The organism is Pseudomonas cuatrocienegasensis, from assembly GCF_900110925.1.
Lineage (GTDB): Bacteria > Pseudomonadota > Gammaproteobacteria > Pseudomonadales > Pseudomonadaceae > Aquipseudomonas > Aquipseudomonas cuatrocienegasensis.
Map to the genome: position 1 here is coordinate 21,791 of NZ_FOFP01000007.1, position 24,598 is coordinate 46,388.

The following is a 24,598-nucleotide window of genomic DNA, read 5'->3' on the forward strand; positions in this document are numbered from 1 at the left end:
AGTGACGTTTATGTTCCAGATCAGCAACCTCGCCTCCGGCTATGGCCAGAGCCAGATCCTCCATGACCTCAACCTGAATGTGGCCAAGCGCGAGATCGTCGCGGTGATGGGCCGCAACGGTATGGGCAAGACCACCCTGTTCAAAAGCCTGATGGGCGTGTTGCCGCAGTGGGGCGGGCAGATCAGTGTGGACGGCTGCGACATCTCCAAACTGGAGACTCATCAGCGAGTCGAGAGTGGCATCGCCTACGTGCCCCAGGGGCGGATGATCTTCCCCAGCATGACGGTGCTGGAGAACATCCAGACCGGCCTGCCGGCATCCGCCAAGGGCAAGGTGCCGGATGACTTGTACGCGCTGTTTCCGGTGCTGTTTGATATGCGCGCGCGCAAGGGCGGCAACCTCTCCGGCGGCCAGCAACAGCAGTTGGCCATCGCCCGCGCCCTGGCGACCAACCCCAAGGTGCTGCTGCTCGATGAGCCGACCGAGGGCATCCAACCGTCGATCATCAAGGACATCGCCCGCACCCTGAAGGAGATCCGCAACCTGCGCGATCTGACCATCGTGGTCTCCGAGCAGGTGCTGTCGTTCACCATGGAAATCGCCGACCGCTTCCTGGTGATCGAGAAGGGCAAGTTCGTGGTCGAGGAGAGCCGCGACAAGGTCGACGAGGCGACCATCAGCCGTTATCTGTCGGTGTGAGGGCAGGCCTGGCTTAGCTCGAACTTCCCGCGTTGCGGCTGGCGTGTACTGCTCGCGCCAGCCGCTTTCGCGTGCCCGCGAAAATACTGCAAAGCCTCGTCATTGCTGGCTTGGCGCATACGTCATCCAACGTATTTGCGGTTTCTCAGCGGCGTTCAAGACTAGCTCCGTACCCCGGCGCCGTGGCGCCACGCCCCCCAATGGTCCCAGGAGCTTTGTCATGACCGAAACGCTGATCAAGGTCGACCTCAACCAGGCCGCCACCGAAAACGAGCAGATCCATAACCGCTGGCACCCGGACATTCCGATGGCCTGCTGGGTCAAGCCGGGTGACGATTTCATCCTTGAAACCTATGACTGGACCGCCGGTGCGATCAAGAACGACGACGACGCCAGCGACGTGCGCGATGTCGACCTGTCCACCGTGCATTACCTTTCCGGCCCGGTCGGCGTACATGGCGCCGAGCCGGGCGACCTGCTGGTAGTCGACCTGCTCGACATCGGCGCGATGGCCGATTCGCAGTGGGGCTTCAACGGTTTTTTCTCGCGGCAGAACGGCGGTGGCTTTCTTACCGATCACTTCCCCATGGCGCAGAAAGCCATCTGGGACTTCAAGGGTATGTTCACCAGCAGCCGGCATATTCCGGGGGTGAACTTCGCCGGGCTGATCCACCCCGGCCTGATCGGCTGCCTGCCTGACCACAAGATGCTTGCCGAGTGGAACCGCCGCGAGCAGGAGCTGATCGACACCAACCCGACCCGCGTCCCGCCGCTGGCCAACCCGCCGATCGCCCCCACCGCACACATGGGCAAGATGAAGGGCGAGGCGCGCAATCTCGCCGCGCTGACCGGCGCCCGCACCGTGCCGCCGCGCGAGCATGGCGGCAACTGCGATATCAAGGATTTGTCGCGCGGCTCGAAGATCTTCTTCCCGGTCTATGTGGACGGTGCCGGCCTCTCGGTGGGCGACCTGCACTTCAGCCAGGGCGACGGTGAAATCACCTTCTGCGGCGCCATCGAAATGGCCGGCTGGGTGCACATGAAGGTCGAGCTGATCAAGGGCGGCATGGCCAAGTACGGGATCAAGAACCCGGTGTTCAAGCCCAGCCCGATCACCCCGAACTACAAGAACTACCTGATCTTCGAAGGCATCTCGGTGGACGAGGCCGGCCAGCAGCACTACCTGGACGTCAACGTCGCCTACAAGCAGGCCTGCCTGAATGCCATCAACTACCTGACCAAGTTCGGCTACTCGCCGGCCCAGGGCTATGCGCTACTCGGTTCGGCGCCGGTGCAGGGACATATCAGCGGCATCGTCGACATCCCCAACGCCTGCGCCACGTTATGGTTGCCCACGGAGATATTCGACTTCGACATCAACCCCAACGCCAACGGGCCGACCAAGTTCCTCGACGGCAGCATCGACCTGCCCATCGCACCGGACAAGTGATGCCTGCGCGCACGGCCACCGTAGGGTGCGCCGTGCGCACCGGTCTTTCCGAGGAGAGCCAGCATGCCCATCTACGAATACGACTGCCCCGACTGTGGCGACTTCACCCAGCTGCGGCCGATGGCCGAACGCGATGCGCCCTGCAGCTGCCCCTGCTGCGCCACGCCCAGCGCACGGGTGATTCTCAGCGCGCCGAGCCTGGCCACCATGTCCGGCAGCCAACGCCGCGCCATCGCCGCCAACGAGCGCAGCGCCCACGCGCCGCAGACGGTCGAGCAATACACAGAGGGCCGTAAGCACCCGAAAGGCTGCGGCTGCTGCGCGCCGAACAAACCCCTGGCACCGACCAAGGCCAACCCCCACGCGCTGAAAAGCAAACCCAGCGGCCGGCCGTGGATGATCAGCCACTGAGGCGTTTTTAGCTTTTCGTCGGTTGGCTTTTGTAGGGTGGACAACGCTCTTTTTGTCCACCGTTGCCATCCCGTTGGTGGAAAACGCTTCGCGGTTTTCCACCCTACCAATCGAGGCATTCCCCATGCGTCATGGCGATATTTCCAGCAGCCCGGACACCGTCGGCGTCGCGGTCGTTAACTACAAGATGCCGCGCCTGCACAGCAAGGCCGAGGTGCTCGACAACGCGCGCAAGATTGCCGAGATGATCAAGGGCATGAAACTCGGCCTGCCGGGCATGGACCTGGTGGTGTTCCCCGAGTACAGCACCATGGGCATCCTGTACGACAAGGACGAGATGATGGCCACCGCGGCTACCATCCCCGGCGAGGAAACCGCGATCTTCTCCGCCGCCTGCCGCGAGGCCAAGACCTGGGGCATCTTCTCGCTCACCGGCGAGCGCCATGAAGAGCACCCGCACAAGGCGCCGTACAACACGCTCATCCTGATCAACGACCAGGGCGAGATCGTGCAGAAGTACCGCAAGTGCATTCCCTGGTGTCCCATCGAGGGCTGGTATCCGGGCGACCGCACTTACGTCAGCGACGGTCCCAAGGGCATGAAGATCAGCCTGATCATCTGCGACGACGGCAACTACCCGGAGATCTGGCGCGACTGCGCGATGAAGGGCGCCGAGCTGATCGTGCGCTGCCAAGGCTATATGTACCCGGCCAAGGAGCAGCAGGTGCTGATGTCCAAGACCATGGCCTGGGCCAACAACTGCTACGTGGCAGTGGCCAATGCCGCGGGCTTCGACGGCGTGTATTCCTACTTCGGCCATTCGGCGCTGATCGGCTTCGATGGCCGCACCCTGGGTGAATGTGGTGAGGAGGAAATGGGCATCCAGTACGCCCAGTTATCCATCTCGCAGATCCGCGACGCCCGCGCCAATGACCAGTCGCAGAACCACCTGTTCAAGCTGCTGCACCGCGGCTACACCGGTGTGTACAACTCCGGCGATGGCGACAAGGGCGTGGCCGACTGCCCGTTCGAGTTCTACCGCACCTGGGTGCTGGACGCACAAAAGGCCCAGGAAGATGTGGAGAAACTGACCCGCAAGACCATCGGCGTGGCCGATTGCCCGGTGGGCGAACTGCCCCATCCGGGCAAGGAACGCACGGCCTGATATTGCCCCCTTGTTGCGGCTAAAGCGGAACGTCGCCCGGACCCTCCCTTCGCTACAGGGGGCTGTTTCGAGCAACTACCGGTGAGGAACGCGCGGCAGATCAAGGCTCCGTGGGAGGGGCTTTAGCCGCGACGGGCCCATCGCGGTCAAAGCCCTACACAGCAATCGTCACCAGCCCGTCAACCATGCGAGACAGGTCCATGCCTTTTGCCAACGAGCTGATCGAACACAACCGTGAGCGCCTGGCCGAACAGCGCACGGAGGCAACAGTGCAATCGCGCTTTGTCTTCGAGCCGGCCCAGGTCATGGCCTTGTTGCGTTCACGCATCGTTGGCCAGGAGGCCGTGCTGGCCGAAGTCGAGGCGCTGCTCAAGGTGCTCAAGGTGGATATCAGCGAGCGCGAGCGGCCACTGTCGGTCAACCTGTTTATGGGCCCGACCGGCGTCGGCAAGACCGAAATCGTGCGCCTGCTGGCCCAGGCCATTCACGGCCGTGCCGATGCCTTTTGCCGCATCGATATGCACACCCTGGCCCAGGAGCACTATGCCGCCGCGCTGACTGGCGCGCCGCCGGGCTATGTCGGCAGCAAGGAGGGCACCACGCTGTTCGACGCCGAGGCCATCGCCGGCAGTTTCAGCCGGCCCGGCATCGTCCTGTTCGACGAGCTGGAAAAGGCCAGCCAGGAGGTGCTGCGCAGCCTGCTCGGCATCCTGGAGAACGGCCAACTGACCCTGGCGGCCGGCACCCGCACCCTCGATTTCCGCAACAGCCTGATCTTTATGACCAGCAACCTCGGCGCGCGCGAGGCCAGTGACTATCGCGCACGCTTCCGGCGTGGCTGGCGGCGTTGGCTGGGCCTGGCGCCGCGTGGTGAGGCGGCGCTGCTGGAGCGGGTGCTGCACGCGCGCTTCGAGCCGGAATGGCTTAACCGCATCGACCGCATCCTGCTGTTCGAACGCATTGATGCGCAGTGGCTGCAGGCTTTGCTCGATATCGAACTGGGCAAACTCAACCAGCGCCTGAGCCGCCAGGGCAGGGCGCTGGTGCTGGAAGACAGCGCTCGGGCCTGGCTGTGTCGCACCCATGACGAGCGCTTCGGCGCCCGCGACCTGGCCCGCCGGCTGCGCCGCGAGCTTGAGCCGGCGCTGGCTGATTGCCTGCTGGCCGATCCGGCGAGCAGCCAGCTACGGGCATACCTCGAGCGTAACCAGTTGCGCGTCGGCCGCGCCTGACCCTGGGCGCTGAGCGGGCGGAGCGCGGCTGACGACTGGGCTTCAAGGATCGGCCATTATCAGGTAACGTTCCTTTCCTAGATGAAACGATTCAGCAGGCCGTGCTGTCGACTATCCTTAGTGGAAGTTCGGGGCCTGCTTCGCGCGTGGGCGAGTTTCTGCCCTTCCATGTGCCTTGGTTCCACGGGCTGCCGGTGTCGGCCAAGCCTGCCAGAGGAGTACCGCAATGCTCGAGTTGAACGCTACGCAGATCCAGATGGGATGCCAGGCCACGGACAAGCAGCAGGCCCTCGCCCTGTTGGCCGATGCCCTGGTGGCCGACGGGTTGGTCGCCGAAGGTTACCTGGCCGGCTTGCAGGCCCGCGAGGCGCAGGGCTCGACCTACCTCGGTCAGGGCATTGCGATCCCCCATGGCACGCCGCAAACCCGCGATAAGGTGTTCCACACCGGCGTGCGTTTGATCCAGTTTCCCGAGGGTGTGGAGTGGGGCGACGGCCAGACCGTGTACCTGGCCATCGCCATCGCCGCGCGTTCTGACGAGCACCTGCGCTTGCTGCAACTGCTGACCCGCGCCCTTGGCGAGGACGACCTGAGCCCTGCCCTGCGCGAGGCCACTGCTGCCGAACAGATACTTGAGCTGCTGCAGGGTGCTCCCCAGGCGCTGGCGCTCGACAGCCAACTGATCGGCCTCGGCGTGCAGGCGGAAGATTTCGACGAACTGATCTGGCAAGGCGCACGCCTGCTGAAAAAGGCCGGCTGTGCTGACGCAGGCTTTGCCAACAGCCTGGCCCAGGGCACGCCGCTGCCCTTGGGCAATGGCCTGTGGTGGCTTAACAGTGATGAGACGGTCAGCCGCCCCGGCCTGGCGTTCGTCACTCCGGCCACGGCGCTGCGCCATGGCGAACAACCGGTGAGCGGGCTGTTCTGCCTGGCCAGTGTCGGTGAGGCCCATCGCCAGTTGCTGGAGCGCCTGTGCGACCTGCTGATCAACGGCCAGGGCGCAACCTTCACCCATGCCACGTCCAGCCGCAGTGTGCTCGAAGCCCTGGGTGGCGAGGTGGCGCCGGACTGGCCGGCGCTGCGTATCGTTCTGGCCAATGCCCACGGCCTGCACGCGCGCCCGGCCAAGGCGCTGAGTGAAATCGCCCAGGCCTTCGACGGCGACATCCGCGTGCGCCTGGATGAACAAGCCGCCGGGGTCTCTGCCAAGAGCCTGAGCAAGTTGCTGGCCCTTGGTGCGCGGCGTGGGCAGACGCTGATCTTCAGCGCCGAGCCAAGCATCGCCGCCGACGCCTTGCCAGCCATCGAGGCGGCAGTGCGCGAGGGCCTGGGGGAGACGGTCGAACCGCTGCCGGCTGCCGGCAGTGCGCCTGCCGTCACCCCTGTTGCGCGGGCCACGCCGCTGCCGGCGCCCGAGGCCGGTGCCCGTTTGCAGGCGGTTGCCGCCGCCCCCGGTATCGCCATCGGCCCGGCGCTGCTGCGCCTGGTCCCGCACCTGGAGTACGCCCAGCAAGGCCAGGGCCGCGAGCACGAGCGTGCGCGACTGGACGATGCTCTGGCGCAGATCGAGGCGGATATTCAGCGCCTGGTCGAGGCCAGCGACGAGGCCAGCGTGCGCGATATTTTCGTTACCCATCAGGCCATGCTGCGCGACCCGGCCCTGCGTGAGGATGTCGACGCGCGCCTGGCCCAGGACCTCAGCGCCGAAGCCGCCTGGAACGCCGAAATCGAAGCCGCTGCCCAGCAGCAGGAGGCCCTGCACGATGCCCTGCTGGCCGAGCGTGCGGCGGATCTGCGCGACATTGGCCGCCGTGTGCTGGCGCGCCTGTGCGGCGTCGAGGCGCCGCGCGAGCCGGACGAACCCTACATCCTGGTGATGGATGAAGTGGCGCCCTCGGACGTCGCCAGCCTCAACCGTCAGCGTGTGGCCGGCATCCTCACCGCCCGTGGCGGGGCGACTGCGCACAGCGCGATCATTGCCCGCGCCCTGGGCATCCCGGCAGTAGTCGGCGCCGGCGAAGGCGTGCTGGCCCTGGCCCAGGGCACGCCGTTGCTGCTCGATGGCGAGCGCGGTCTGGTGCGCGTGGCCCCCGATGCGCAGGTGCTTGAGCAAGCCCAGCGTGAGCGCGAGGCCAACCAGCTGCGCCGCGAGCGTGCCCATGCCGAGCGCCTGCAGCCGGCAGTGACCCGCGACGGTCATGCGGTCGAAGTCGTCGCCAATATCGGCGCCAGCGGTGAGACCGCCGAGGCGGTCGACCTGGGCGCCGAAGGCATCGGCCTGCTGCGCACCGAACTGGTGTTTATGGACCACCCGCAGGCCCCCGACCAGGCCACCCAAGAGGCTGAATACCGCCGTGTGCTCGATGCCCTTGATGGTCGGCCGCTGGTGGTGCGCACCCTCGATGTCGGCGGCGACAAGCCGTTGCCGTATTGGCCGATGCCGGCCGAAGAGAACCCCTTCCTCGGCGTGCGCGGCATCCGCCTCAGCCTGCAGGCCCCGCAATTGCTGGAAACCCAGCTGCGCGCGCTGTTCGCCAGCGCCGATGGGCGCGCGCTGCGCATCATGTTCCCGATGGTCGGGCAGGTGGAAGAATGGCGCGCCGCGCGCGACATGGCCCTGCGCCTGCGCAAGGAAATCCCGGTGGCCGACCTGCAACTGGGCATCATGATCGAGGTGCCATCCGCCGCGCTGCTGGCGCCGGTGCTGGCCCGCGAGGTGGACTTTTTCAGCGTCGGCACCAACGACCTGACCCAGTACACCCTGGCCATCGACCGCGGCCACCCGACGCTCTCGGCCCAGGCCGATGGTCTGCACCCTTCGGTGCTGCGGCTGATCGGCATGACCGTCGACGCCGCCCACGCCCACGGCAAATGGGTCGGGGTGTGCGGCGAACTGGCCGGTGACATGCTCGCCGTGCCGCTGCTGGTCGGCCTGGGGGTGGACGAACTGAGCGTGTCGGCGCGCTCCATTGCCCTGGTCAAGGCGCGGGTGCGCGAACTCGACCTCAAGCACAGCCAGGCCCTGGCCCGCGACGCCCTGCTGCTCGACAGCGCCGCGGCCGTGCGCGCCCTGGTCGAGGAGCAACGCTGATGGCGCGTATCCTGACCCTGACCCTTAACCCGGCGCTGGACCTGACCGTCAGCCTCGACAGCCTGACCCTTGGCGCGGTCAACCGCAGCCTGGGGCTGACCCGGCACGCCGCCGGTAAAGGCTTGAACGTCGCCCAGGTACTCACGGACCTGGGCCACAGCCTGACGGTCAGTGGCTTTCTCGGTGCGGATAACGTCGAGCCCTTCGAGGCGCTGTTCGCCGCCCGAGGCCTGCACGATGCGTTTATCCGTGTACCCGGCGAGACGCGCAGCAATATCAAGCTGAGCGAGCACGATGGCCGGGTCACTGACCTTAATGGCCCCGGTGTCGAGGTGAGCGAGGCCCATCAAGCCGCACTGCTCGAGCAGCTCGAACAACTGGTGGCCGGGCAGGACGCCGTGGTGGTCGCTGGCAGCTTGCCGCGCGGTGTCTCGGTCAGTTGGTTCGCCGAACTGCTCCGTCGGCTCAATGCGCTGGGCGTGCCGGTGGCGCTGGATACCAGCGGCGAGGCGTTGCGTGCCGGGCTGGCCGCGACGCCCTGGCTGGTCAAACCGAATGACGAGGAGCTGGCCGAGGCCTGTGATTTGCACGATGCCTCGCTGGCGGCACTGAGTGAGGCGGCCAAGCGCCTGCGCGCCAAGGGCGTGGCCCATGTGCTGCTCTCGCGCGGTGCGGCAGGGGTCAACTGGTACGGCCCGAACGTGGCGCTGCAGGCGCTGCCGCCGCAGGTGCAGGTGGTCAGCACCGTCGGTGCGGGGGACTCGCTGCTGGCGGCGACCCTGCATGGCCTGCTCAACGGCTGGCCCGCCGAACAGACATTGAGCCTGGCGACGGCGGTGGCAGCCCAGGCCGTCACCCAACTGGGTTTTGGTATTCAGGACCGCGAGCAGCTGGCGCGTTTGCAGGCCGGCGTGACCGTCACGCCCCTGGCTTTAGAACAATAAGAGGTCATCCTTCTATGAATTTGCTGATCGTCACCGCCTGCCCCAACGGCCAGGTCACCAGCGTATTGTGCTCGCGCCTGCTGGACGCCGCCGCCCAGCGTCTGGGTTGGAGCACCCGGGTCGAAGTGCACGACCCCAAGGCCATCGGCTCGCCCCTGAGTGCCGCCGACATCGCCGCCGCCGAGCTGGTGGTGGTGGTCAAGACCGGCGCCCTGGACCTGCAGCGCTTCGTCGGCAAGCGGGTGGTGCAGTCCACGCCGTCCCAGGCGCTGATCGACCCACAGCAGTTCTTGCGCGATGCCGCCGAGCAGGCCGAGGTGCTTGATGCCCAGGCCATCCAGGCCGGGTTGCCGGCTGAACAGGCGCCGCGTCTGGTGGCGATCACCGCCTGCCCGACCGGGGTGGCGCACACCTTTATGGCCGCTGAGGCGCTGCAACAGGCCGCGGCTCAGATGGGCTATGTGCTGCACGTGGAAACCCGCGGCTCGGTGGGCGCGCGCAACCTGTTGGAAGACGCCGACATCGCTGCGGCCGACGCCGTGCTGCTGGCGGCGGATATCGAGGTCGACACCAGCCGCTTCGCCGGCAAGAAGGTGTATCGCTGCGGCACCGGCGTGGCCCTCAAGCAACCGCGCGAGACCCTCGAACGCGCCCTGGCCGAGGCTCAGCCGCTGCAGGGCGGAGCGGGCAACGACGCAAGCCAGTCGGCGGCTGGCAGCAGCCAAGCCGGGCCGTACAAACACCTGCTGACCGGCGTGTCTTTTATGCTGCCGATGGTGGTCGCCGGCGGGCTGCTGATTGCCCTGTCGTTCGTCTTCGGCATCGAAGCGTTCAAGGAGGAGGGCACCCTGGCCGCCGCGCTGATGCAGATCGGCGGTGATGCTGCGTTCAAACTGATGGTGCCGGTGCTGGCCGGTTATATCGCCTACTCCATTGCCGACCGTCCCGGCCTGGCGCCGGGGATGATTGGCGGGCTACTGGCCAGCAGCCTGGGGGCCGGTTTTATCGGCGGCATAGTCGCGGGCTTTCTCGCCGGCTATGCGGCCAAGGCGATTGCCCGTTGGGTGCAACTGCCGGCAAGCGTCGAAGCGCTCAAACCGATTCTGATCATTCCGCTGCTGGCCAGCCTGTTTACCGGCCTGGTGATGATCTACGTGGTCGGCAAACCGGTGGCCGGCATGCTCGCCGGGCTGACCACCTTCCTCGACAGCATGGGCAGCACCAACGCCATCCTGCTCGGCTTGCTGCTCGGCGCGATGATGTGCGTCGACCTTGGCGGGCCGATCAACAAGGCCGCCTATGCCTTCTCGGTCGGCCTGCTGGCCTCGCAAAGCTACGCACCCATGGCCGCGACCATGGCTGCCGGCATGGTGCCGCCCATCGGCATGGCCATTGCCACCCTGCTGGCGCGACGCAAGTTTGCCCAGAGTGAGCGCGAGGCCGGCAAGGCCGCCGGGGTACTGGGGCTGTGCTTTATCTCCGAAGGCGCAATCCCGTTTGCCGCCAAGGACCCGTTGCGGGTGATCCCGGCCAGCATCGCCGGCGGCGCGCTGACCGGGGCGCTGTCGATGTACTTCGGCTGCAAACTGATGGCGCCCCACGGCGGCCTGTTCGTGCTGCTGATCCCCAACGCGATCAACCACGCGCTGCTGTATTTGCTGGCCATCGTCGCCGGTAGCCTGCTCACCGGCGTGGTCTATGCCGTGATCAAGCGGCCGGATGTCCAGCCGCTGACGGTGGGTGCAGCAACGGCGTAGGCGCAGCTGTGCCCGTCTCGCTAGGCGGGTTTTAGCGAATTTTGCAAATGCCAAATTGACCGGTGCAGCGCTGATTGTAGGAGCGAGTTTATTCGCGATTGTGCTGCGAATTCCGCGAATAAAGGGCTGATCGCTCCCTTTGCTGCTACAGAGATGCAACACCTAACTCAGCTGCGTGGGAGGGGCCGGGCGGCACTCCGCTTTAGCCGCGACGTTTGCAGTGCCTTCACAATCAATCGCGAATAAATTCGCTCCTACAGAGAGCGACATATTATTTGTGTCGCGACAATAGCCTCTGCAAAGAACTACCCGCAAAGCGTATTTCACGCGACAATCAGCGCCCTTGTGAAGCGATGTGCCGAGTGACTGACGTTTGAATGCCGAGCTGCGCCGCCGCGCCTACCTGAATGCCATGCAAGTGGCCAGTTGGCTGCCCCGTGTCGAACTGCCGTTCGCTGCGCCCTCGCGGCCCGAATTGCTGGTGCAGCCTGAGCCTGTGGTCGAGTCGCGACCAACGCCTGCTCCTACCCCGCAAGTATCCGCCTCGCCTGTGCCGGCGCGTGCCGAGGTGCCGGCTGCGGTCACCGAGCAGGTCCGCGAGCGGCCACGGATCGAAGTGCCCAAACCCGGCAGTTCCGCTGCCGCCCGCGAGGCTGAAGCTGCATCGCCTGTCAGTGAGCCTGCGCCGCGCGAACGCGCCCAGCCGGCACCGCGGTTCTCCTTGCAGTTGCTGCGCGCCGGTGCCTGCGCCGTGCTGGTCGAGCTGCCCACCGGCGAGCCTTTCCAGAGTCGCGACCCTGCCTATCTGTTGCTCAAGGATCTCCTGCGCGCGGCCGGTCTGCCGGACAGCCCGCAGTTGATTGGCGAGCCGGTGCGCTGGCCCCTGCTGGTGCGCGGCAGCATGGATCAAGGCCCCGAGGCGGCCCTGGAATTCGTGCAGAGTTTTATCGCCGCGCGGCTGGAAGAGCAGGAGCCCTGCAGCTGCCTGTGGCTGGTCGGCATGCCGGCGATTCGCTTTGCCGGCGAAGCCGATGCACACAGCTACAACCGCGAGCTGCAGATCGAAGGGCTCGGCGCGGCCTGGGCCTTGCCTGGCCTGGAACTGCTGATGGAAGAGCCTGCACGCAAGGCTGAGTTGTGGCAGGCCATGCGCCGTGTGCGGCAGCGCTGGTTGACCAGCGTCTGATCCTTTTCCAAGCGGCTCCCGCTGGGCGCCCGCAACCTGTCGAGTGAGTGGCAATGAGTGATGCGATCCGTTTTCGCCCGATGACCGAGGCGGATATCGAGGCGGTGCTGAAGATCGAGTACGCGGCGTTCAGCCATCCCTGGACCCGTGGCCTGTTTCTCGACAGCCTGAAAACCTACGATTGCTGGGTGATGTTCGAGGGCACGCAGCAGGTGGGCCATGGGGTGATCCAGTTGATCCTCGATGAGGCGCACCTGCTCAACATCACCATCAAGGCCGAAAGCCAGGGCCGTGGCCTTGGCCTGCAACTGCTCGAACACCTGATGCAGCACGCGCGCAGCCGCGGTGCCAACGACTGCTTTCTGGAGGTGCGCGCCAGCAATCAGAGTGCTTATCGCCTGTACGAGCGCTACGGCTTCAACGAGGTGGGACGCCGTCGTGACTATTACCCGGCGGTGGGCGGCCGTGAAGATGCGCTGGTGATGGTCTGCCCGCTGTTCGATTAGCGCCGTTACGCAGGCCCACGTAGCCGTAGCCTGGGTCGAGCGAAGCGATACCCGGGGCCTGTTTCCCTGGGTATCGCGGTGCTCAACCCAGGCTACCTGTTCGCGCTGTTACGCGCAGTGCGAGGCACGCCTGCGTAGGTGGGCGCGAACTTTTTGCTGAACACCCTGCCCCTGTGGGCGGTCCATAGTGCATGGACAATAAAATTGCGCAGCACCTGGTAACCCTCGACCGTCACGCCTTCTTTTTCGATTTTGACGGCACCCTGGCCGACCTGCAGCCTCGACCGGAGCTGGTGTTTATCGCCGGCACTCTGCACGCTGCGTTGGCGCAGCTGGTAGGTCGCGCCCCAGTGGCGGTGATTTCCGGGCGGCCGTTGGTACAACTCGATGAACTGCTCCAGCCCCTGCAATTGCCCAGCGCCGGCGTGCACGGCAGCGAACGGCGCACGGCCGCCGGTGAATACCAGCAGTTGCAGCTGGACGAAGACTTGCTGGCACATATCGAGCACGAACTGCGCCTGGCCTGCGAACCCTACCCGGAGCTGTTGCTGGAGAGCAAAGGCGTGGCTTTCGCCCTGCATTACCGTCAGGCGCCAGCGCTGGAAAGCGTGGCTCTGCAGTTGGCCACCGATTTCGTTTCCCTGTACCCAGAGACCCTCAGCCTGCAGCCAGGCAAGTGCGTGTTCGAGCTCAAGCCCAAAGGCGCAAGCAAGGGCGAGGTGATTCGCGCGTTTATGGCCGAAGCGCCCTTTGCTGGGCGCATACCGGTATTTTTGGGTGATGACCTGACCGACGAAGCCGGCTTCGAGGTGGTCAATGCTCTCGGCGGGCTGAGCATCAAGGTGGGCGAGGGCGCAACTATCGCCAGCGCTCGTTTGCCCTCGGTGAATGCGGTGGATGCCTGGCTGCATGCGCTGTTGGAGGTGCGCCCGGTGTCCGAGCTGGGCACCTTGCAGCCGGGAGGCGAGGCATGAGCCGCTTGGTGGTGGTGTCCAACCGGGTGGCGCCAATCAAGGATGGCAAGGCTGTGGCCGGTGGTCTGGCGGTGGGCGTCTATGAAGCACTGCGCGATTCCGGCGGTATCTGGTTCGGCTGGAATGGCGAGATCAGCGCATCCCCGGAGCTGGCCAGCGAGACCCATGGGCGGATCACCTACGCCACCCTGGGGCTGACCCGGCGAGACTATGACCACTACTACCGTGGCTTCTCCAATGCCACCCTGTGGCCGATCTTCCATTACCGCATCGACCTGGCGCGCTATCGGCGCGACGAGTACGAAGGCTACCGCAGCGTCAACCGCAAGCTCGCCGAGCAGCTCAAGCCGCTGCTGCGTAAGGATGACGTGATCTGGGTACACGATTATCACCTGATCCCGTTTGCCGATGAATGCCGGCGCTTGGGCATCCGCAACCGCATCGGGTTCTTCCTGCATATCCCGTTTCCCGCGCCGGAAATCCTCACCGCCATCCCGCCGCATAACGACCTGTTCCGCACGCTCTGCGCCTATGACCTGATCGGCTTTCAAACCGAAGTCGACCGCCAGGCATTCTCGGATTACATCACCCGCGAAGTGCGCGGCGTGCCCGGCCCGGACGGCTACCTGACCGCTTACGGCCACCGCTTTCGCGCCGAGGTCTATCCGATTGGCGTGGTGCCCGACGAGATCCAGGCCACCGCTGCCAGTTACAAGGGTCGGCGCAACTTGATCGGCCGCACGGCGGCAGGCGAGCCGTGCCCGACCATTATCAGTGTCGATCGCCTCGACTACTCCAAGGGGCTTCTGGAGCGTTTCTGCGCTTACGAGGAACTGCTGCAGCGCTATCCTGAGCACCACCGCAACGTGCAGTTTGTGCAGATAGCGCCGACCTCGCGCTCCGATGTGAAGACCTACCAGCATATCCGTCAGCAACTGGAGACCCAGGCCGGGCATATCAACGGTCGCTACGCCGAACTCGACTGGATGCCGCTGCACTACCTCAATCGCAGCCATGAGCGGCGAGTGCTGATGGGCCTGTTCCGTGGTGCGGGCATCGGCCTGGTCACACCGTTGCGCGACGGTATGAACCTGGTCGCCAAGGAATACGTCGCCGCCCAGGACCCGGAGAACCCCGGCGTGCTGGTACTGTCGCGCTTCGCCGGCGCCGCCCGCGAGCTGAATACCGCGCTGATCGTTAACCCTTACGACACCGTCGGCATGGCCGAAGCCCTCGACCGCGCCCTGCGCATGCCGCTGGCCGAACGTAAAGACCGCTACGCCAGCATGATGTTGTCGATCCGCCACAACGACCTGGGGCGCTGGCGTGACCGCTTCCTCGCCGACCTGCATGCGGCCGGCGCCGGCCGCCAGCCCACGGACAAGATCGCGGTCTAGGGAGGCTCACCAGCCAAGTCGGCTTGTCAAAGCCGTGCTCGCCGCCTAAGGTGCTGCCCCTGGCCATCGCTCGGCTGGCGGCGCAGCAACCTGCCGCTAGCCCATCGCGACACGCCTTTTTCTATCGTCTGCCGATGACCTGCCATGCCTCGCGTGTCCAGGCGTGCGGCGCCTAGCAAGGACACCCCATGCGTGATCTGACGCCGCTGCTCGAGAACAACGAACGCTGGCTTGCCTCGTGGCGAGACCTTGGCGTCAGTGGCCTGGATCAACTCGCGCCGCAGTACCGCCTGTGTCCGCTGCCGCGAGTCTGACGCCATGCCTGCCTCCCGTAGCCTCGCCACCCTCGGCCTGCTGGTTTCAGTGCTCTGCTGGTCGGGTAACGCCCTGGTAGCGCGGGCCGTGGCTGGCGATATCGCGCCTTTCACCCTGGCATTCTGGCGTTGGTGCCTGGCCCTGGCCCTGCTGCTGCCCTTTGTTATCGGGCCGCTGTTGCGTCACCGCCAGGCCCTGCGCAGCGCCGGCTGGCGTTTGGTGGCGCTCGCCGCATGCGGCATCAGCGCCTACAACTCGCTGCTCTACAGCGCTGCGCAAAGCACCGCCGCGATCAATATCACCCTGGTCAACACCTGCTTGCCGCTGATGACTTTTATTGGCGCCGGGCTGTTGCTTGGCGAGTGGCCCAACCGTCGCGCCTGGGCTGGCATGGGCGTGGCGGCTATCGGCCTGCTGGTGCTGATCACCCAGGCGAGCTGGACTACCCTGGCGACGCTGTCGTTCAACCACGGCGACCTGATTATGCTGCTGGCCGTGGCCGACTGGGCGTTGTATTCCCTGTTACTGCGGCGCTGGGCCCGCTACCTGCAACCGATTCCGCCGCTGGCGCTGTTAGGCGTGCTGATGCTGCTGGGCGTGCCGTTAATCCTGCCGTTCTACCTGTATGAGCTGAGCCAGGGCGCACACTTTGTCACCAGCCCCGGCAACCTGGGCGCCGTCGCCTACACCGCGGTATTCGCCTCGATACTGGCCTACCTGTGCTGGAACCACGGCGTGCGCGTGGTCGGCGCGGCCAAGGCGGCGTTGAGCAACTACCTGATGCCGGTGTTCACCGCGATCCTCGGCTGGCTGCTGCTGGGCGAGGGCTTGCAGCTGTTCCACTGGGTGGGTGGTGCACTGATCTTCGCCGGTTTGCTGCTCGGCACCCAGCGCGCGACGGCACGCTAACGCAGCTTGAGTGCACATATAAAAGGTGATAATGCATTCACAGGTCGCAGGCCCAACCACGTAGGGTGCGCTGTGCGCACCAAGAGTCTGCAGCCTGCAGCGCGGTGCGCACGGCGCACCCTACGATGCAGGTACCACCGTTAAGCCTCAGTATTAACGCAATTCTCATGGTAGCCGCGCCTCGCGGCGAATTGCGGCCATTCAGCGGTATATCAGGGAGCCCAAAAGCTTCGCGCCGGGGCGACGCTCCCACGGGCGTTGCGTTAGCAGCTGCAACAGCCAATGGGACATCGCCATAAAAAAGGATCGCCGCAGCGATCCTCTTTATCTACGCGACCTCAGCGCGGACGCGCGTCCGGGTCGGGCGGGCACTTGCGCGGCTCCTTGAGCATATCTGGATCGATCTCCGATCCCGGGTCTTCATTGCCGGGGTCATTGATCGGATCGGGCTGCGGGCGCGGGTCAGGTTCTGGCGGTTGCTGCAGTTGCAGGCTCATGGCGAAGGCCTCGCGGTCGGTGGGTATACACCTTGGAGCCGCTGCCCGTGAGCAGGGTTCAGGCTGTCTGCACTCCACTCGTCTCACCGTGTGCTGTCCATGTGTAAGTTGCGCTTAGCGGCTTGCCGGTATCGCCTTGACCTCAGGCAGCCAGGCCGGGTCGAAGCGTGTCACCTCGGTCTCCAGCCCCAGAGCCTGCATGGCCTCCAGATGCCGGTTGATTTCCGGCACCGCCTGGCTCAGCGAACTGCTGTCGCCGTCCAGCTGATGCATCTGCGTCAGCCCCAGGTGATAGAACCGCAGCACCGCCATGGCCACCGGCTGCTGCGCGCTAACCCCTGCCTTGACGTGATGCATCACGTTGGTCACCCGCATTAATGTGCGCTTGAGCCGCCAGCCATACACCGCCGGGGCCATCCACGGCTGCTGCCAGAACACCCAGCGCACCAGCGCCACGGTAATGGCCAGTCCAGCCAAAACCCCGCCTATATTCCAACGCAGATTGTCCCCACCAGGTTCACCGAACAGCTGCACCAACACCGTGGAAATCCCCAGCCCCAACAGCAAAAACAACCCGGCAACCGCAAAGGTGCTCAAGCGTGTCTTCGCGCGATAGCGCTCGGGGTCCATCGGGGTAATTGCAAAGATCACGGCAGTGCTCCTGGGCGGGTGGAGCGGCCATTATCACCCGAGTGGCGGCGTAAAGCCGGGCAAATGTTTGGCACTGATTTTTGCGGGGCATGACCAGGGGAAGGGCGGGAGACCTGCTCAGGGGTGTCGGCTGGAGTTAACCTGCGCGCAAAAACTTACCCTCCGGCAAACCTTTGCAGCATGGCGTTGGTTGTCCACCATTCATTACCAATTCCACAGGCAACAAAAAACCCGCCGAAGCGGGTTTTTTCAAGACCAATCCGACATCCTGTCAGAAGCCTCCAAGGCAATGGTCGATCATCCGTGATCCTGAGCGCGTCCTGCGCTTCAGTTGATGGGGTTAGATTACGTTCAACGGGCAGGGGCTGACAGAGGCGATTGCTACCAGTGCGTGTAAGCCTTTCGCTATAGGTAGCCTAAACGTCTGTTGTTTAGACGCTTAGCTACTTGGCAGCGTTAACAGGACGTGTGTCGCGGTGGATGGCCAGGTGGTTGGCTATGCACATGTCGAATGCCTCTACGAGGAACAGATTGGGCTTACCTGCTACGGGCGGTACTAGGCAGCGGCTGGCCACGCGCTTACCGAGAATTTCCGTGTCGATATAAATCACGTTCACCGGCGATTTGGTTGGGTTTTCCTGTTCAGTGAAGTAGGCGCGGGTGTGTTCTTCATCACCGGCGGTTTTCTCAAGCTGAGTGCTGTCAATCGGTGTGGTGACCACGTCGCTGGCTGGATAGGTCGGCGGGCCTATGAGTGCAACGCCAATTGGGCCCGTCAATACACCCAGCGTCACGCTCTTACGCAGCTGCGATTGCAGATTGGCGTAGGTCACGAAGTGCAGCACCTTGATTCTCGGTTGGGCTGCGAGCTCCGGGAACGCCTCGTAGGCGCGGTGGGCCAGCAAGCGTGGTCCTGTTGGTTTTGTTGCCTCGTCGGCTACGCGATAGATGGCGTAGGCACTGCTGGTGATCAGCAAACTGAAGATTTCTTTTTCGGATTCACTCTTGGGGCGCAAATCTTCAATGGTGATTTTGTCCGACTGTTCAATACCAGGGAAGGTTGGTGGCGGCGTAGTAGGTCCGGTAGCACAACCGGAAAGGGCAACGGCAGCAATGACGAGAAAGCTTTTTATAGCGCGCATAGCGACATCCTGTTGTCATGGATTACACGTGGGGAGCTTTGGTGTTTGCGTGCGGAATACTCGCCTAAAACAGGCTTGATATTCAATTGCCATTACCCGCATCGATCAGGTGCTTGGCGGGCACAGTTACATCGCGCTATCAGGCCATGCTTGAAATGTTTGATGGCGTTCGACTGGCCGAAATCGTTCGCGCCCGCCAGGGTGGCGAAACCGTCGCCGTAGATATCGATGACCTGATTACCGAAGCTGAGGCGGGCATCCGTGCCTAACTTCACGCTTGAGTTTCACGTCAAAGCCCGTAAGGAATGGGACAAGCTCGACGCCATCATTCGCCTCCAGTTCGTCCGCTCTACCACCGGCTATGCCATTAAGGCATTCCCACCCGCCGTTAATGCTGGCCCCGTGATACCTATCAGCGTCGCTCGAACGCCGGTTCATCCAGACAAAGCCCAGGTGCAGGTCCGCAACCATGAATCTAAACAGCTCTCTGCGCCAAGCGCATCGATCGGGTTGTGACTGCGCTGTCTGCTAGTCGAAACGCTATCTGGCAAAACATTTGGAGGCGGCCTTGAAGCTTTCGCCGTTGCGGCAAGCATTCACCTTGTAGCGCTGTAAACCTGTTTTCAGTCGTGCTATCAATGATTGCATTGATTTCGCTCTGAGGTGGTTATGGCCAGTATTACGATCCGCAACCTGGATGATGACCTTAAGGCTCAGCTGCGCGTCGCCGCTGCCAGCCATGGCCGTTCCATGGAAGAAGAAGCCAGGGTGATCATTCGCCAGGCTCTTTTAAAGACAGGCGCTAGCGGCGGCTTGGGGAGTCGTATCCACGCTCGTTTCGCTGCTATTGGTGGTGCCGACCTTGAAGTTCCTGTGCGCCAGAATAAGGCCCGCGCAGCGAGCTTTGACGAATGATCGTGCTGGATACCAATGTGCTTTCTGAGCTGATGCGAGCTAAGCCATCTCCAGATGTGGTGGCCTGGCTCGATGCTCAGCCGGCCAGCCAGGTGTTTATCAGTGCGATCACTGTGGCTGAGATTCTCTACGGTATCGCCCGCATGGCAGACGGCAAACGCAAGCAAGGCCTGCTGGATCTTGCCACGCAGATGTTCGATGAAGATTTTGCCGGCCGGATTTTGCCCTTCGATTCAGAGGCGGCCGTTCACTATGCCGGCTTGGCGGCAGAAAGCGAGGCGCAGGGGAGGGTTGTCGATATGGCTGATGCTCAGATCGCGGCTATTGCCGCTTTGCATGGAGCGCGAGTGGCTACACGCAACGTTCGGCATTTTGACTACCTTGGTGTACCCGTTACCAATCCTTGGGAAGCGTGAGCCGTTGTGTAGTCACTTTGTCGGCGCAAACAAAAAAGGGCTTACCTTTCGGTAAACCCTTGTTTTGTTTGGTGGCTACGCAGGGACTTGAACCCCGGACCCCAGCATTATGAATGCTATGCTCTAACCAGCTGAGCTACGTAGCCGAGTGGCGCGCATTATTCGCGGACGGCGGGGTTATGTCAACCCTGTGTTGCGAAAATTTATGCGCGCGATCAAGCGCTTACACGTTGAAGCGGAAGTGCATGACGTCGCCGTCCTTGACGATGTATTCCTTGCCTTCCAGGCGCCATTTGCCGGCTTCTTTCGCGCCGGCTTCGCCTTTGTACTGGATGAAGTCGTTGTAGGCGATGACTTCGGCGCGGATAAAGCCTTTCTCGAAGTCGGTGTGGATCACGGCGGCGCCTTGCGGAGCGGTGGCGCCGACTTTGACGGTCCAGGCGCGGACTTCTTTCACCCCGGCGGTGAAGTAGGTCTGCAGGTTGAGCAGCTCGTAGCCGGCGCGGATTACGCGGTTGAGGCCGGGCTCTTCCAGGCCCAGGGCTTCGAGGAACATGTCTTTTTCTTCGCCGTCATCGAGCTCGGCGATTTCTGCTTCGATCTTGTTGCACACCGGGACTACCGGGGCGCCTTCGGCGTCGGCGATGGCCTGGACCACGTCGAGCAGCGGGTTGTTCTCGAAGCCGTCTTCGGCGACGTTGGCGATGTACATCACCGGCTTGCTGGTGAGCAGGTGAAAACCGCGCACCAGGGCCTTTTCGTCGTCACCCAGGGTCTTCATCAGGGTGCGTGCCGGCTTGCCCTCACTGAAGTGCGGGATGAGCTTCTCGAGCAGGGCTTTCTGCGCGACGGCTTCTTTGTCGCCACCTTTGGCGTTGCGGGTGGTTTTCTGCAGTTGCTTTTCGCAGCTGTCGAGGTCAGCGAAGATCAGTTCGAGGTCGATGATTTCGATGTCGCGCTTGGGGTCGACGCTATTGGCGACGTGGATCACGTTGTCGTCCTGGAAGCAGCGCACGACGTGGGCGATGGCGTCGGTCTCGCGGATGTTGGCGAGGAACTTGTTGCCCAGGCCTTCACCTTTGGAGGCACCTTCCACCAGGCCGGCGATGTCGACGAACTCCATGGTGGTGGGGATTACCCGCTCGGGTTTGACGATTTCCGCCAGGGCGTCGAGGCGCGGGTCGGGCATGGGCACGATGCCGCTGTTCGGCTCGATGGTGCAGAACGGGAAGTTCTCCGCCGCAATACCGGATTTAGTGAGGGCGTTGAACAGGGTGGACTTGCCGACGTTGGGCAGGCCGACGATGCCGCAGTTGAATCCCATGGTGGTTCCCTCGCGCCAATGGCGATGAAGAGTTAAAAGGTGGCTTTCTGGCTGTGCAGTTTGCGCATGGCCACGGTCCAGTCGCCGGCGAGTATCTCCGGGAGCACGTCCAGGGCAAAGTCGATGCTGGTATCGAGCAGTTCCTGCTCGCTGCGCGGGGCGCGGCCGAGCACGAAGTTGGAGACCAGGCTGGCATGACCGGGATGGCCGATGCCCAGGCGCAGGCGGTGGAAGTTATTCTGGTTGCCGAGTTGGGCGATGATGTCGCGCAACCCGTTGTGCCCGCCGTGCCCGCCACCCTGTTTGAGTTTGGCGACGCCGGGGGGCATGTCGAGTTCGTCGTGGGCCACCAGGATTTCTTCAGGTTTGATTTTGAAGAAATTCGCCAGAGCCGCCACGGACTGGCCGCTGCGGTTCATGAAGGTGGTGGGGATAAGCAGACGAACTTCGCGGTCCTGATGGTTGAACTTGCCCACCAGACCAAAATATTTGCGATCAACGCTAAGGTTGACGCGCTGGCGCTCGGCCAGACGCTCAACGAAAAGGGCCCCTGCATTGTGCCGGGTCTGGTCGTATTCGGGGCCGGGGTTACCCAGGCCAACGATCAGTTGTACGGCAGTCATACAGGAGCCCTTTCGTGAACCCGGCCTGGCTTTGCAGTCAGGCCGTAGCAGCGAAGCGTGCCTTATTCGGCAGCGCCTTCGCCTTCTTCTTCAACACGGACGCGCGGCAGGTGGATGCTGGCAACCGGCAGATCGCTACCGTGGGCCAGGGCAACCAGCTCAACGCCTTTAGCCAGTTTGATGTCCGACAGGTGAACGGTCTGGTCGATTTCGACCTTGGCCATGTCGACTTCGATGAACTCCGGCAGGTCTTTCGGCAGGCAGGAGACTTCGACTTCGTTCAGGGCGTGCAGCACTTCGCCGCCGCCTTGCTTGACGCCGACTGCAGTGGCTTCGTTGATGAAGTGCAGAGGTACGTGCGCGGTCAGTTTCTGGCCGGCAACAACGCGGACGAAGTCAGCGTGCAGAACGAAGCCTTTGGCCGGGTGGCGCTGCAGGGCTTTGATCAGTACGGACTCTTTGGCGCCGTCAACGGTCAGGGTCAGCACGTGGCTGAACGCTGCTTCGTTTTCCAGCAGTTTGGCCAGTTCTTTGGCCATCAGGCTGATCGACTGCGGGGCTTTTTCGCCACCGTAGATAACGGCCGGAACCATGGCAACGTTACGACGCAGGCGGCGGCTCGCACCTTTCCCCAGGTCGGAACGCGCTTCGGCATTCAGAGCAAATTCAGTAGTCATTTCACATCTCCAAAATAACCAAACCGTCCGTTACGCTTGCGACCAGCGACGGGACGGTTCGGTGAAAATGCCCCGCAAGTGCGGGGCGCAGTTCGTCAGCAGATGGGTCGCGTTAGCGGAACATCGCGCTGATCGATTCTTCATTGCTGATGCGGCGAACCGCTTCAGCGACAACCGGTGCAATGTCCAGCTGGCGAATACGCGAGCAGGATTGCGCGGCGGCGGACAACGGGATGGTGTTGGTCACTACCAGTTCGTCCAGCACCGAATTTTCAATGTTCTCGATTGCCCGACCCGAGAGAACCGGGTGGGTGCAATAGGCGAAGACCTTGGCGGCGCCATGCTCTTTCAGAGCCTTGGCGGCGTGGCACAGGGTCCCGGCGGTGTCGACCATATCGTCAACCAGTACACAGGTGCGGCCTTCGACGTCACCGATGATGTGCATCACCTCGGAGTGGTTGGCCTTTTCACGACGTTTGTCGATGATGGCCAGGTCCACGCCCAGGGATTTCGCCACGGCACGGGCGCGTACAACGCCGCCAATGTCCGGGGAGACAATCATCAGGTTCTCGAAGCGCTGGTCTTCGATGTCGTCGACCAGTACGGGCGAGCCGTAGATGTTGTCGACGGGAATATCGAAGAAGCCCTGAATCTGGTCCGCGTGCAGATCGACCGTGAGTACACGGTCGATGCCAACGACGGTCAGCATGTCGGCGACAACCTTGGCACTGATCGCAACACGCGCTGAGCGCGGGCGACGGTCTTGCCGGGCGTAACCGAAGTAGGGGATCACAGCAGTGATACGAGTAGCCGAGGAGCGGCGGAAGGCGTCAGCCATCACTACCAGTTCCATCAGGTTGTCGTTGGTTGGCGCGCACGTCGGCTGAATCAGGAAGACGTCTTTACCACGAACGTTTTCGTTGATTTCAATACTGATTTCGCCGTCGGAAAATTTACCGACAGAGGCATCGCCGAGGGGGATGTGCAGCTGACGTACGATACGTCGCGCCAGATCGGGGTTAGCGTTCCCCGTAAAGACCATCATCTTGGACACGCGCAGTACCTGCCGGCTGAGGGTATACCTGGATGAGTATAAAAATGGCAGGGGCGGCTGGATTCGAACCAACGCATGCCAGGATCAAAACCTGGTGCCTTACCGCTTGGCGACGCCCCTGTATCGTGTGTAACCCAATGCCGCTTATCGGTCTGTCGCTGCCCGAGGGCAGTTAATGGCAGGGGCGGCTGGATTCGAACCAACGCATGCCAGGATCAAAACCTGGTGCCTTACCGCTTGGCGACGCCCCTGTAACCGATGCTATGCATTCACTTCTTCGCCAGTGCCTGTAGCTGTTGGTGCAATAGTGAAACATTGCGACCTTGAGCAACAAAGCTCGGCAGAGTGGCTGGAAGTTGGCGGGCGACTTTATCAGCATCGTCCTGGTTTGGGAAGCTCCCAAACACACAAGCTCCAGTGCCAGTCAGTCTTGCAGGAACAAAATTGTTCAACAAGATCAGGGCGTTACGAACAGCTGAGTAACGCTTCTCGACGACCGGCTGGCAGTCATTACGACCACCCCCCTCAAGAAGGCTGCGAACTTTAATGGGCGGCGTATCCCGTGTCAACTCAGGGTCGTTGAAAACTTCCGCTGTGCTGACAAGGACTTGCGGAATGGCGACGAGAAACCAGGGTTCGTTGAGCGTTACCGGGGTCAGGCGCTCGCCCACACCTTCGGCAAAGGCGGCGCGGCCGCGTACGAACACCGGCACGTCGGCGCCCAGGCCGAGACCCAGGCTGGCCAGGCGATCTTCGTCCCAGCCCAGTTGCCAGAGGTGGTTGAGCCCGAGCAGGGTGGTGGCCGCATCCGAGCTGCCGCCGCCGATGCCGCCACCCATGGGCAGGCGCTTGTCCAGCCAGATGTCGGCGCCCAGTGCGGTGCCGCTGAGTTGTTGCAGTTGGCGCGCAGCACGCACGATCAGGTTGCTGTCATGGGTCACGCCTGGCATTTCTGTATGCAGACGAATCTGCCCATCGGCGCGCAGGGCGAAGCCCAGTTCATCGCCGTGGTCAAGAAACTGAAACAGGGTCTGCAGCTCGTGGTAACCGTCGGCGCGGCGACCGAGGATGTGCAGCATCAGATTGAGCTTGGCCGGGGCGGGCAGGACAAGTTCGGCGTGAGTAGGGATGGCGTGGGTTGTCATTGGGATTTTTGGCAAAAATTGCGATGGCGTGACGGGGGCTTGTGTAGGAGCGTAGCCTGGGTTGAGCATGCGATACCCGGGGCATCTTTCCCGGGTGTCGCTGCGCTCGACCCAGGC

The 24,598-nt window shown here is 63.4% G+C and carries 26 protein-coding genes and 3 tRNA genes; 18 read left to right on the forward strand and 11 right to left on the reverse strand.

Annotation, left to right across the window (positions count from 1 at the left end; translation table 11 throughout):
- Positions 1-10: 10 nt before the first annotated feature.
- From urtE to BMW49_RS11340, 14 genes are all read left to right on the forward strand, one after another.
- Complete coding sequence (gene urtE, locus BMW49_RS11280) at positions 11-700, forward strand: urea ABC transporter ATP-binding subunit UrtE (RefSeq protein ID WP_069520466.1); 690 nt, start codon at positions 11-13, stop codon at positions 698-700.
- A 220-nt stretch (positions 701-920) separates the two neighbouring features.
- Positions 921-2,150, forward strand: coding sequence for a formamidase (fmdA, locus tag BMW49_RS11285; protein WP_069520465.1), 1,230 nt, complete (start codon positions 921-923; stop codon positions 2,148-2,150).
- A gap of 63 nt (positions 2,151-2,213) precedes the next feature.
- Positions 2,214-2,561, forward strand: coding sequence for an FmdB family zinc ribbon protein (locus tag BMW49_RS11290; protein ID WP_069520464.1), 348 nt, complete (start codon positions 2,214-2,216; stop codon positions 2,559-2,561).
- Between the two features lie 124 nt (positions 2,562-2,685).
- The gene (locus BMW49_RS11295) at positions 2,686-3,726 is read left to right on the forward strand and encodes an aliphatic amidase (RefSeq protein ID WP_069520463.1); all 1,041 of its coding nucleotides are present in this window, start codon (positions 2,686-2,688) and stop codon (positions 3,724-3,726) included.
- 200 nt (positions 3,727-3,926) lie between these two features.
- Entirely contained in the window at positions 3,927-4,958 is a 1,032-nt protein-coding gene (locus tag BMW49_RS11300) for an AAA family ATPase (protein WP_069520461.1), read from the forward strand.
- A gap of 226 nt (positions 4,959-5,184) precedes the next feature.
- Positions 5,185-8,049 (forward strand): phosphoenolpyruvate--protein phosphotransferase, encoded by a 2,865-nt coding sequence (gene ptsP / locus BMW49_RS11305; protein ID WP_069520456.1) that lies wholly within the window; start codon positions 5,185-5,187, stop codon positions 8,047-8,049.
- Positions 8,049-8,993 carry a 1-phosphofructokinase gene (pfkB, locus tag BMW49_RS11310; protein ID WP_069520454.1) on the forward strand — a complete coding sequence of 315 codons (945 nt, stop codon included), beginning with the start codon at positions 8,049-8,051 and terminating at the stop codon, positions 8,991-8,993. Before ptsP ends, pfkB begins: the two co-directional genes overlap by 1 nt.
- A 14-nt stretch (positions 8,994-9,007) precedes the next feature.
- Positions 9,008-10,750 (forward strand): fructose-specific PTS transporter subunit EIIC, encoded by a 1,743-nt coding sequence (locus BMW49_RS11315; protein ID WP_069520453.1) that lies wholly within the window; start codon positions 9,008-9,010, stop codon positions 10,748-10,750.
- A 373-nt stretch (positions 10,751-11,123) separates the two neighbouring features.
- Entirely contained in the window at positions 11,124-11,936 is an 813-nt protein-coding gene (locus BMW49_RS11320) for a flagellar biosynthesis protein FlhF (RefSeq protein WP_090390934.1), read from the forward strand.
- Positions 11,937-11,989: 53 nt separating this feature from the next.
- Complete coding sequence (rimI, locus tag BMW49_RS11325; RefSeq protein ID WP_069520452.1) at positions 11,990-12,442, forward strand: ribosomal protein S18-alanine N-acetyltransferase; 453 nt, start codon at positions 11,990-11,992, stop codon at positions 12,440-12,442.
- Between the two features lie 191 nt (positions 12,443-12,633).
- Positions 12,634-13,416: a trehalose-phosphatase gene (gene otsB, locus BMW49_RS11330; protein ID WP_069520450.1), complete on the forward strand. Its 783-nt coding sequence runs from the start codon at positions 12,634-12,636 to the stop codon at positions 13,414-13,416.
- Positions 13,413-14,813, forward strand: coding sequence for an alpha,alpha-trehalose-phosphate synthase (UDP-forming) (gene otsA / locus BMW49_RS11335; protein ID WP_069520447.1), 1,401 nt, complete (start codon positions 13,413-13,415; stop codon positions 14,811-14,813). The genes otsB and otsA overlap by 4 nt, the downstream gene beginning before the upstream one ends.
- Before the next feature lie 188 nt (positions 14,814-15,001).
- Positions 15,002-15,127, forward strand: a complete 126-nt coding sequence (locus tag BMW49_RS25335; protein ID WP_256541255.1) for a hypothetical protein — start codon at positions 15,002-15,004, stop codon at positions 15,125-15,127.
- Between the two features lie 4 nt (positions 15,128-15,131).
- On the forward strand, positions 15,132-16,037 hold the full coding sequence (locus BMW49_RS11340; RefSeq protein ID WP_069520441.1) for a DMT family transporter: 906 nt from the start codon (positions 15,132-15,134) through the stop codon (positions 16,035-16,037).
- Between the two features lie 338 nt (positions 16,038-16,375).
- On the opposite strand, the gene BMW49_RS24795 is transcribed toward BMW49_RS11340, so the two are convergent.
- From BMW49_RS24795 to BMW49_RS11350, 3 genes are all read right to left on the reverse strand, one after another.
- On the reverse strand, positions 16,376-16,534 hold the full coding sequence (locus BMW49_RS24795) for a hypothetical protein (protein ID WP_167362800.1): 159 nt from the start codon (positions 16,532-16,534) through the stop codon (positions 16,376-16,378).
- Positions 16,535-16,648: 114 nt separating this feature from the next.
- Positions 16,649-17,164, reverse strand: a complete 516-nt coding sequence (locus BMW49_RS11345) for a DUF3087 family protein (protein ID WP_069520508.1) — start codon at positions 17,162-17,164, stop codon at positions 16,649-16,651.
- A 464-nt stretch (positions 17,165-17,628) separates the two neighbouring features.
- The gene (locus tag BMW49_RS11350) at positions 17,629-18,327 is read right to left on the reverse strand and encodes a hypothetical protein (protein WP_069520439.1); all 699 of its coding nucleotides are present in this window, start codon (positions 18,325-18,327) and stop codon (positions 17,629-17,631) included.
- A gap of 146 nt (positions 18,328-18,473) precedes the next feature.
- Here BMW49_RS11350 and BMW49_RS25340 point away from each other — a divergent pair, with 146 nt between their 5' ends.
- From BMW49_RS25340 to BMW49_RS11365, 4 genes are all read left to right on the forward strand, one after another.
- Entirely contained in the window at positions 18,474-18,596 is a 123-nt protein-coding gene (locus tag BMW49_RS25340) for a hypothetical protein (protein WP_256541248.1), read from the forward strand.
- Positions 18,589-18,843: a hypothetical protein gene (locus tag BMW49_RS11355; protein ID WP_069520438.1), complete on the forward strand. Its 255-nt coding sequence runs from the start codon at positions 18,589-18,591 to the stop codon at positions 18,841-18,843. Before BMW49_RS25340 ends, BMW49_RS11355 begins: the two co-directional genes overlap by 8 nt.
- Before the next feature lie 153 nt (positions 18,844-18,996).
- Positions 18,997-19,242, forward strand: a complete 246-nt coding sequence (locus BMW49_RS11360; RefSeq protein ID WP_069520436.1) for a FitA-like ribbon-helix-helix domain-containing protein — start codon at positions 18,997-18,999, stop codon at positions 19,240-19,242.
- The gene (locus BMW49_RS11365) at positions 19,239-19,658 is read left to right on the forward strand and encodes a type II toxin-antitoxin system VapC family toxin (protein WP_069520434.1); all 420 of its coding nucleotides are present in this window, start codon (positions 19,239-19,241) and stop codon (positions 19,656-19,658) included. The genes BMW49_RS11360 and BMW49_RS11365 overlap by 4 nt, the downstream gene beginning before the upstream one ends.
- Before the next feature lie 69 nt (positions 19,659-19,727).
- On the opposite strand, the gene BMW49_RS11370 is transcribed toward BMW49_RS11365, so the two are convergent.
- The 8 genes from BMW49_RS11370 to ispE form a co-directional block, all read right to left on the reverse strand.
- Positions 19,728-19,804 (reverse strand) — tRNA-Met (locus BMW49_RS11370).
- 77 nt (positions 19,805-19,881) lie between these two features.
- Positions 19,882-20,982 carry a redox-regulated ATPase YchF gene (gene ychF, locus BMW49_RS11375; RefSeq protein WP_069520432.1) on the reverse strand — a complete coding sequence of 367 codons (1,101 nt, stop codon included), beginning with the start codon at positions 20,980-20,982 and terminating at the stop codon, positions 19,882-19,884.
- A gap of 32 nt (positions 20,983-21,014) precedes the next feature.
- Entirely contained in the window at positions 21,015-21,605 is a 591-nt protein-coding gene (gene pth, locus BMW49_RS11380) for an aminoacyl-tRNA hydrolase (RefSeq protein ID WP_069520430.1), read from the reverse strand.
- Positions 21,606-21,667: 62 nt separating this feature from the next.
- Positions 21,668-22,282 carry a 50S ribosomal protein L25/general stress protein Ctc gene (locus tag BMW49_RS11385; RefSeq protein WP_069520428.1) on the reverse strand — a complete coding sequence of 205 codons (615 nt, stop codon included), beginning with the start codon at positions 22,280-22,282 and terminating at the stop codon, positions 21,668-21,670.
- 112 nt (positions 22,283-22,394) lie between these two features.
- Positions 22,395-23,336 (reverse strand): ribose-phosphate pyrophosphokinase, encoded by a 942-nt coding sequence (locus tag BMW49_RS11390; RefSeq protein ID WP_069520426.1) that lies wholly within the window; start codon positions 23,334-23,336, stop codon positions 22,395-22,397.
- A 45-nt stretch (positions 23,337-23,381) separates the two neighbouring features.
- Positions 23,382-23,456, reverse strand: a tRNA-Gln gene (locus BMW49_RS11395).
- Positions 23,457-23,512: 56 nt separating this feature from the next.
- A tRNA-Gln gene (locus BMW49_RS11400) sits at positions 23,513-23,587 on the reverse strand.
- An 18-nt stretch (positions 23,588-23,605) separates the two neighbouring features.
- Positions 23,606-24,481: a 4-(cytidine 5'-diphospho)-2-C-methyl-D-erythritol kinase gene (ispE, locus tag BMW49_RS11405; RefSeq protein ID WP_069520424.1), complete on the reverse strand. Its 876-nt coding sequence runs from the start codon at positions 24,479-24,481 to the stop codon at positions 23,606-23,608.
- Positions 24,482-24,598: the final 117 nt, after the last annotated feature.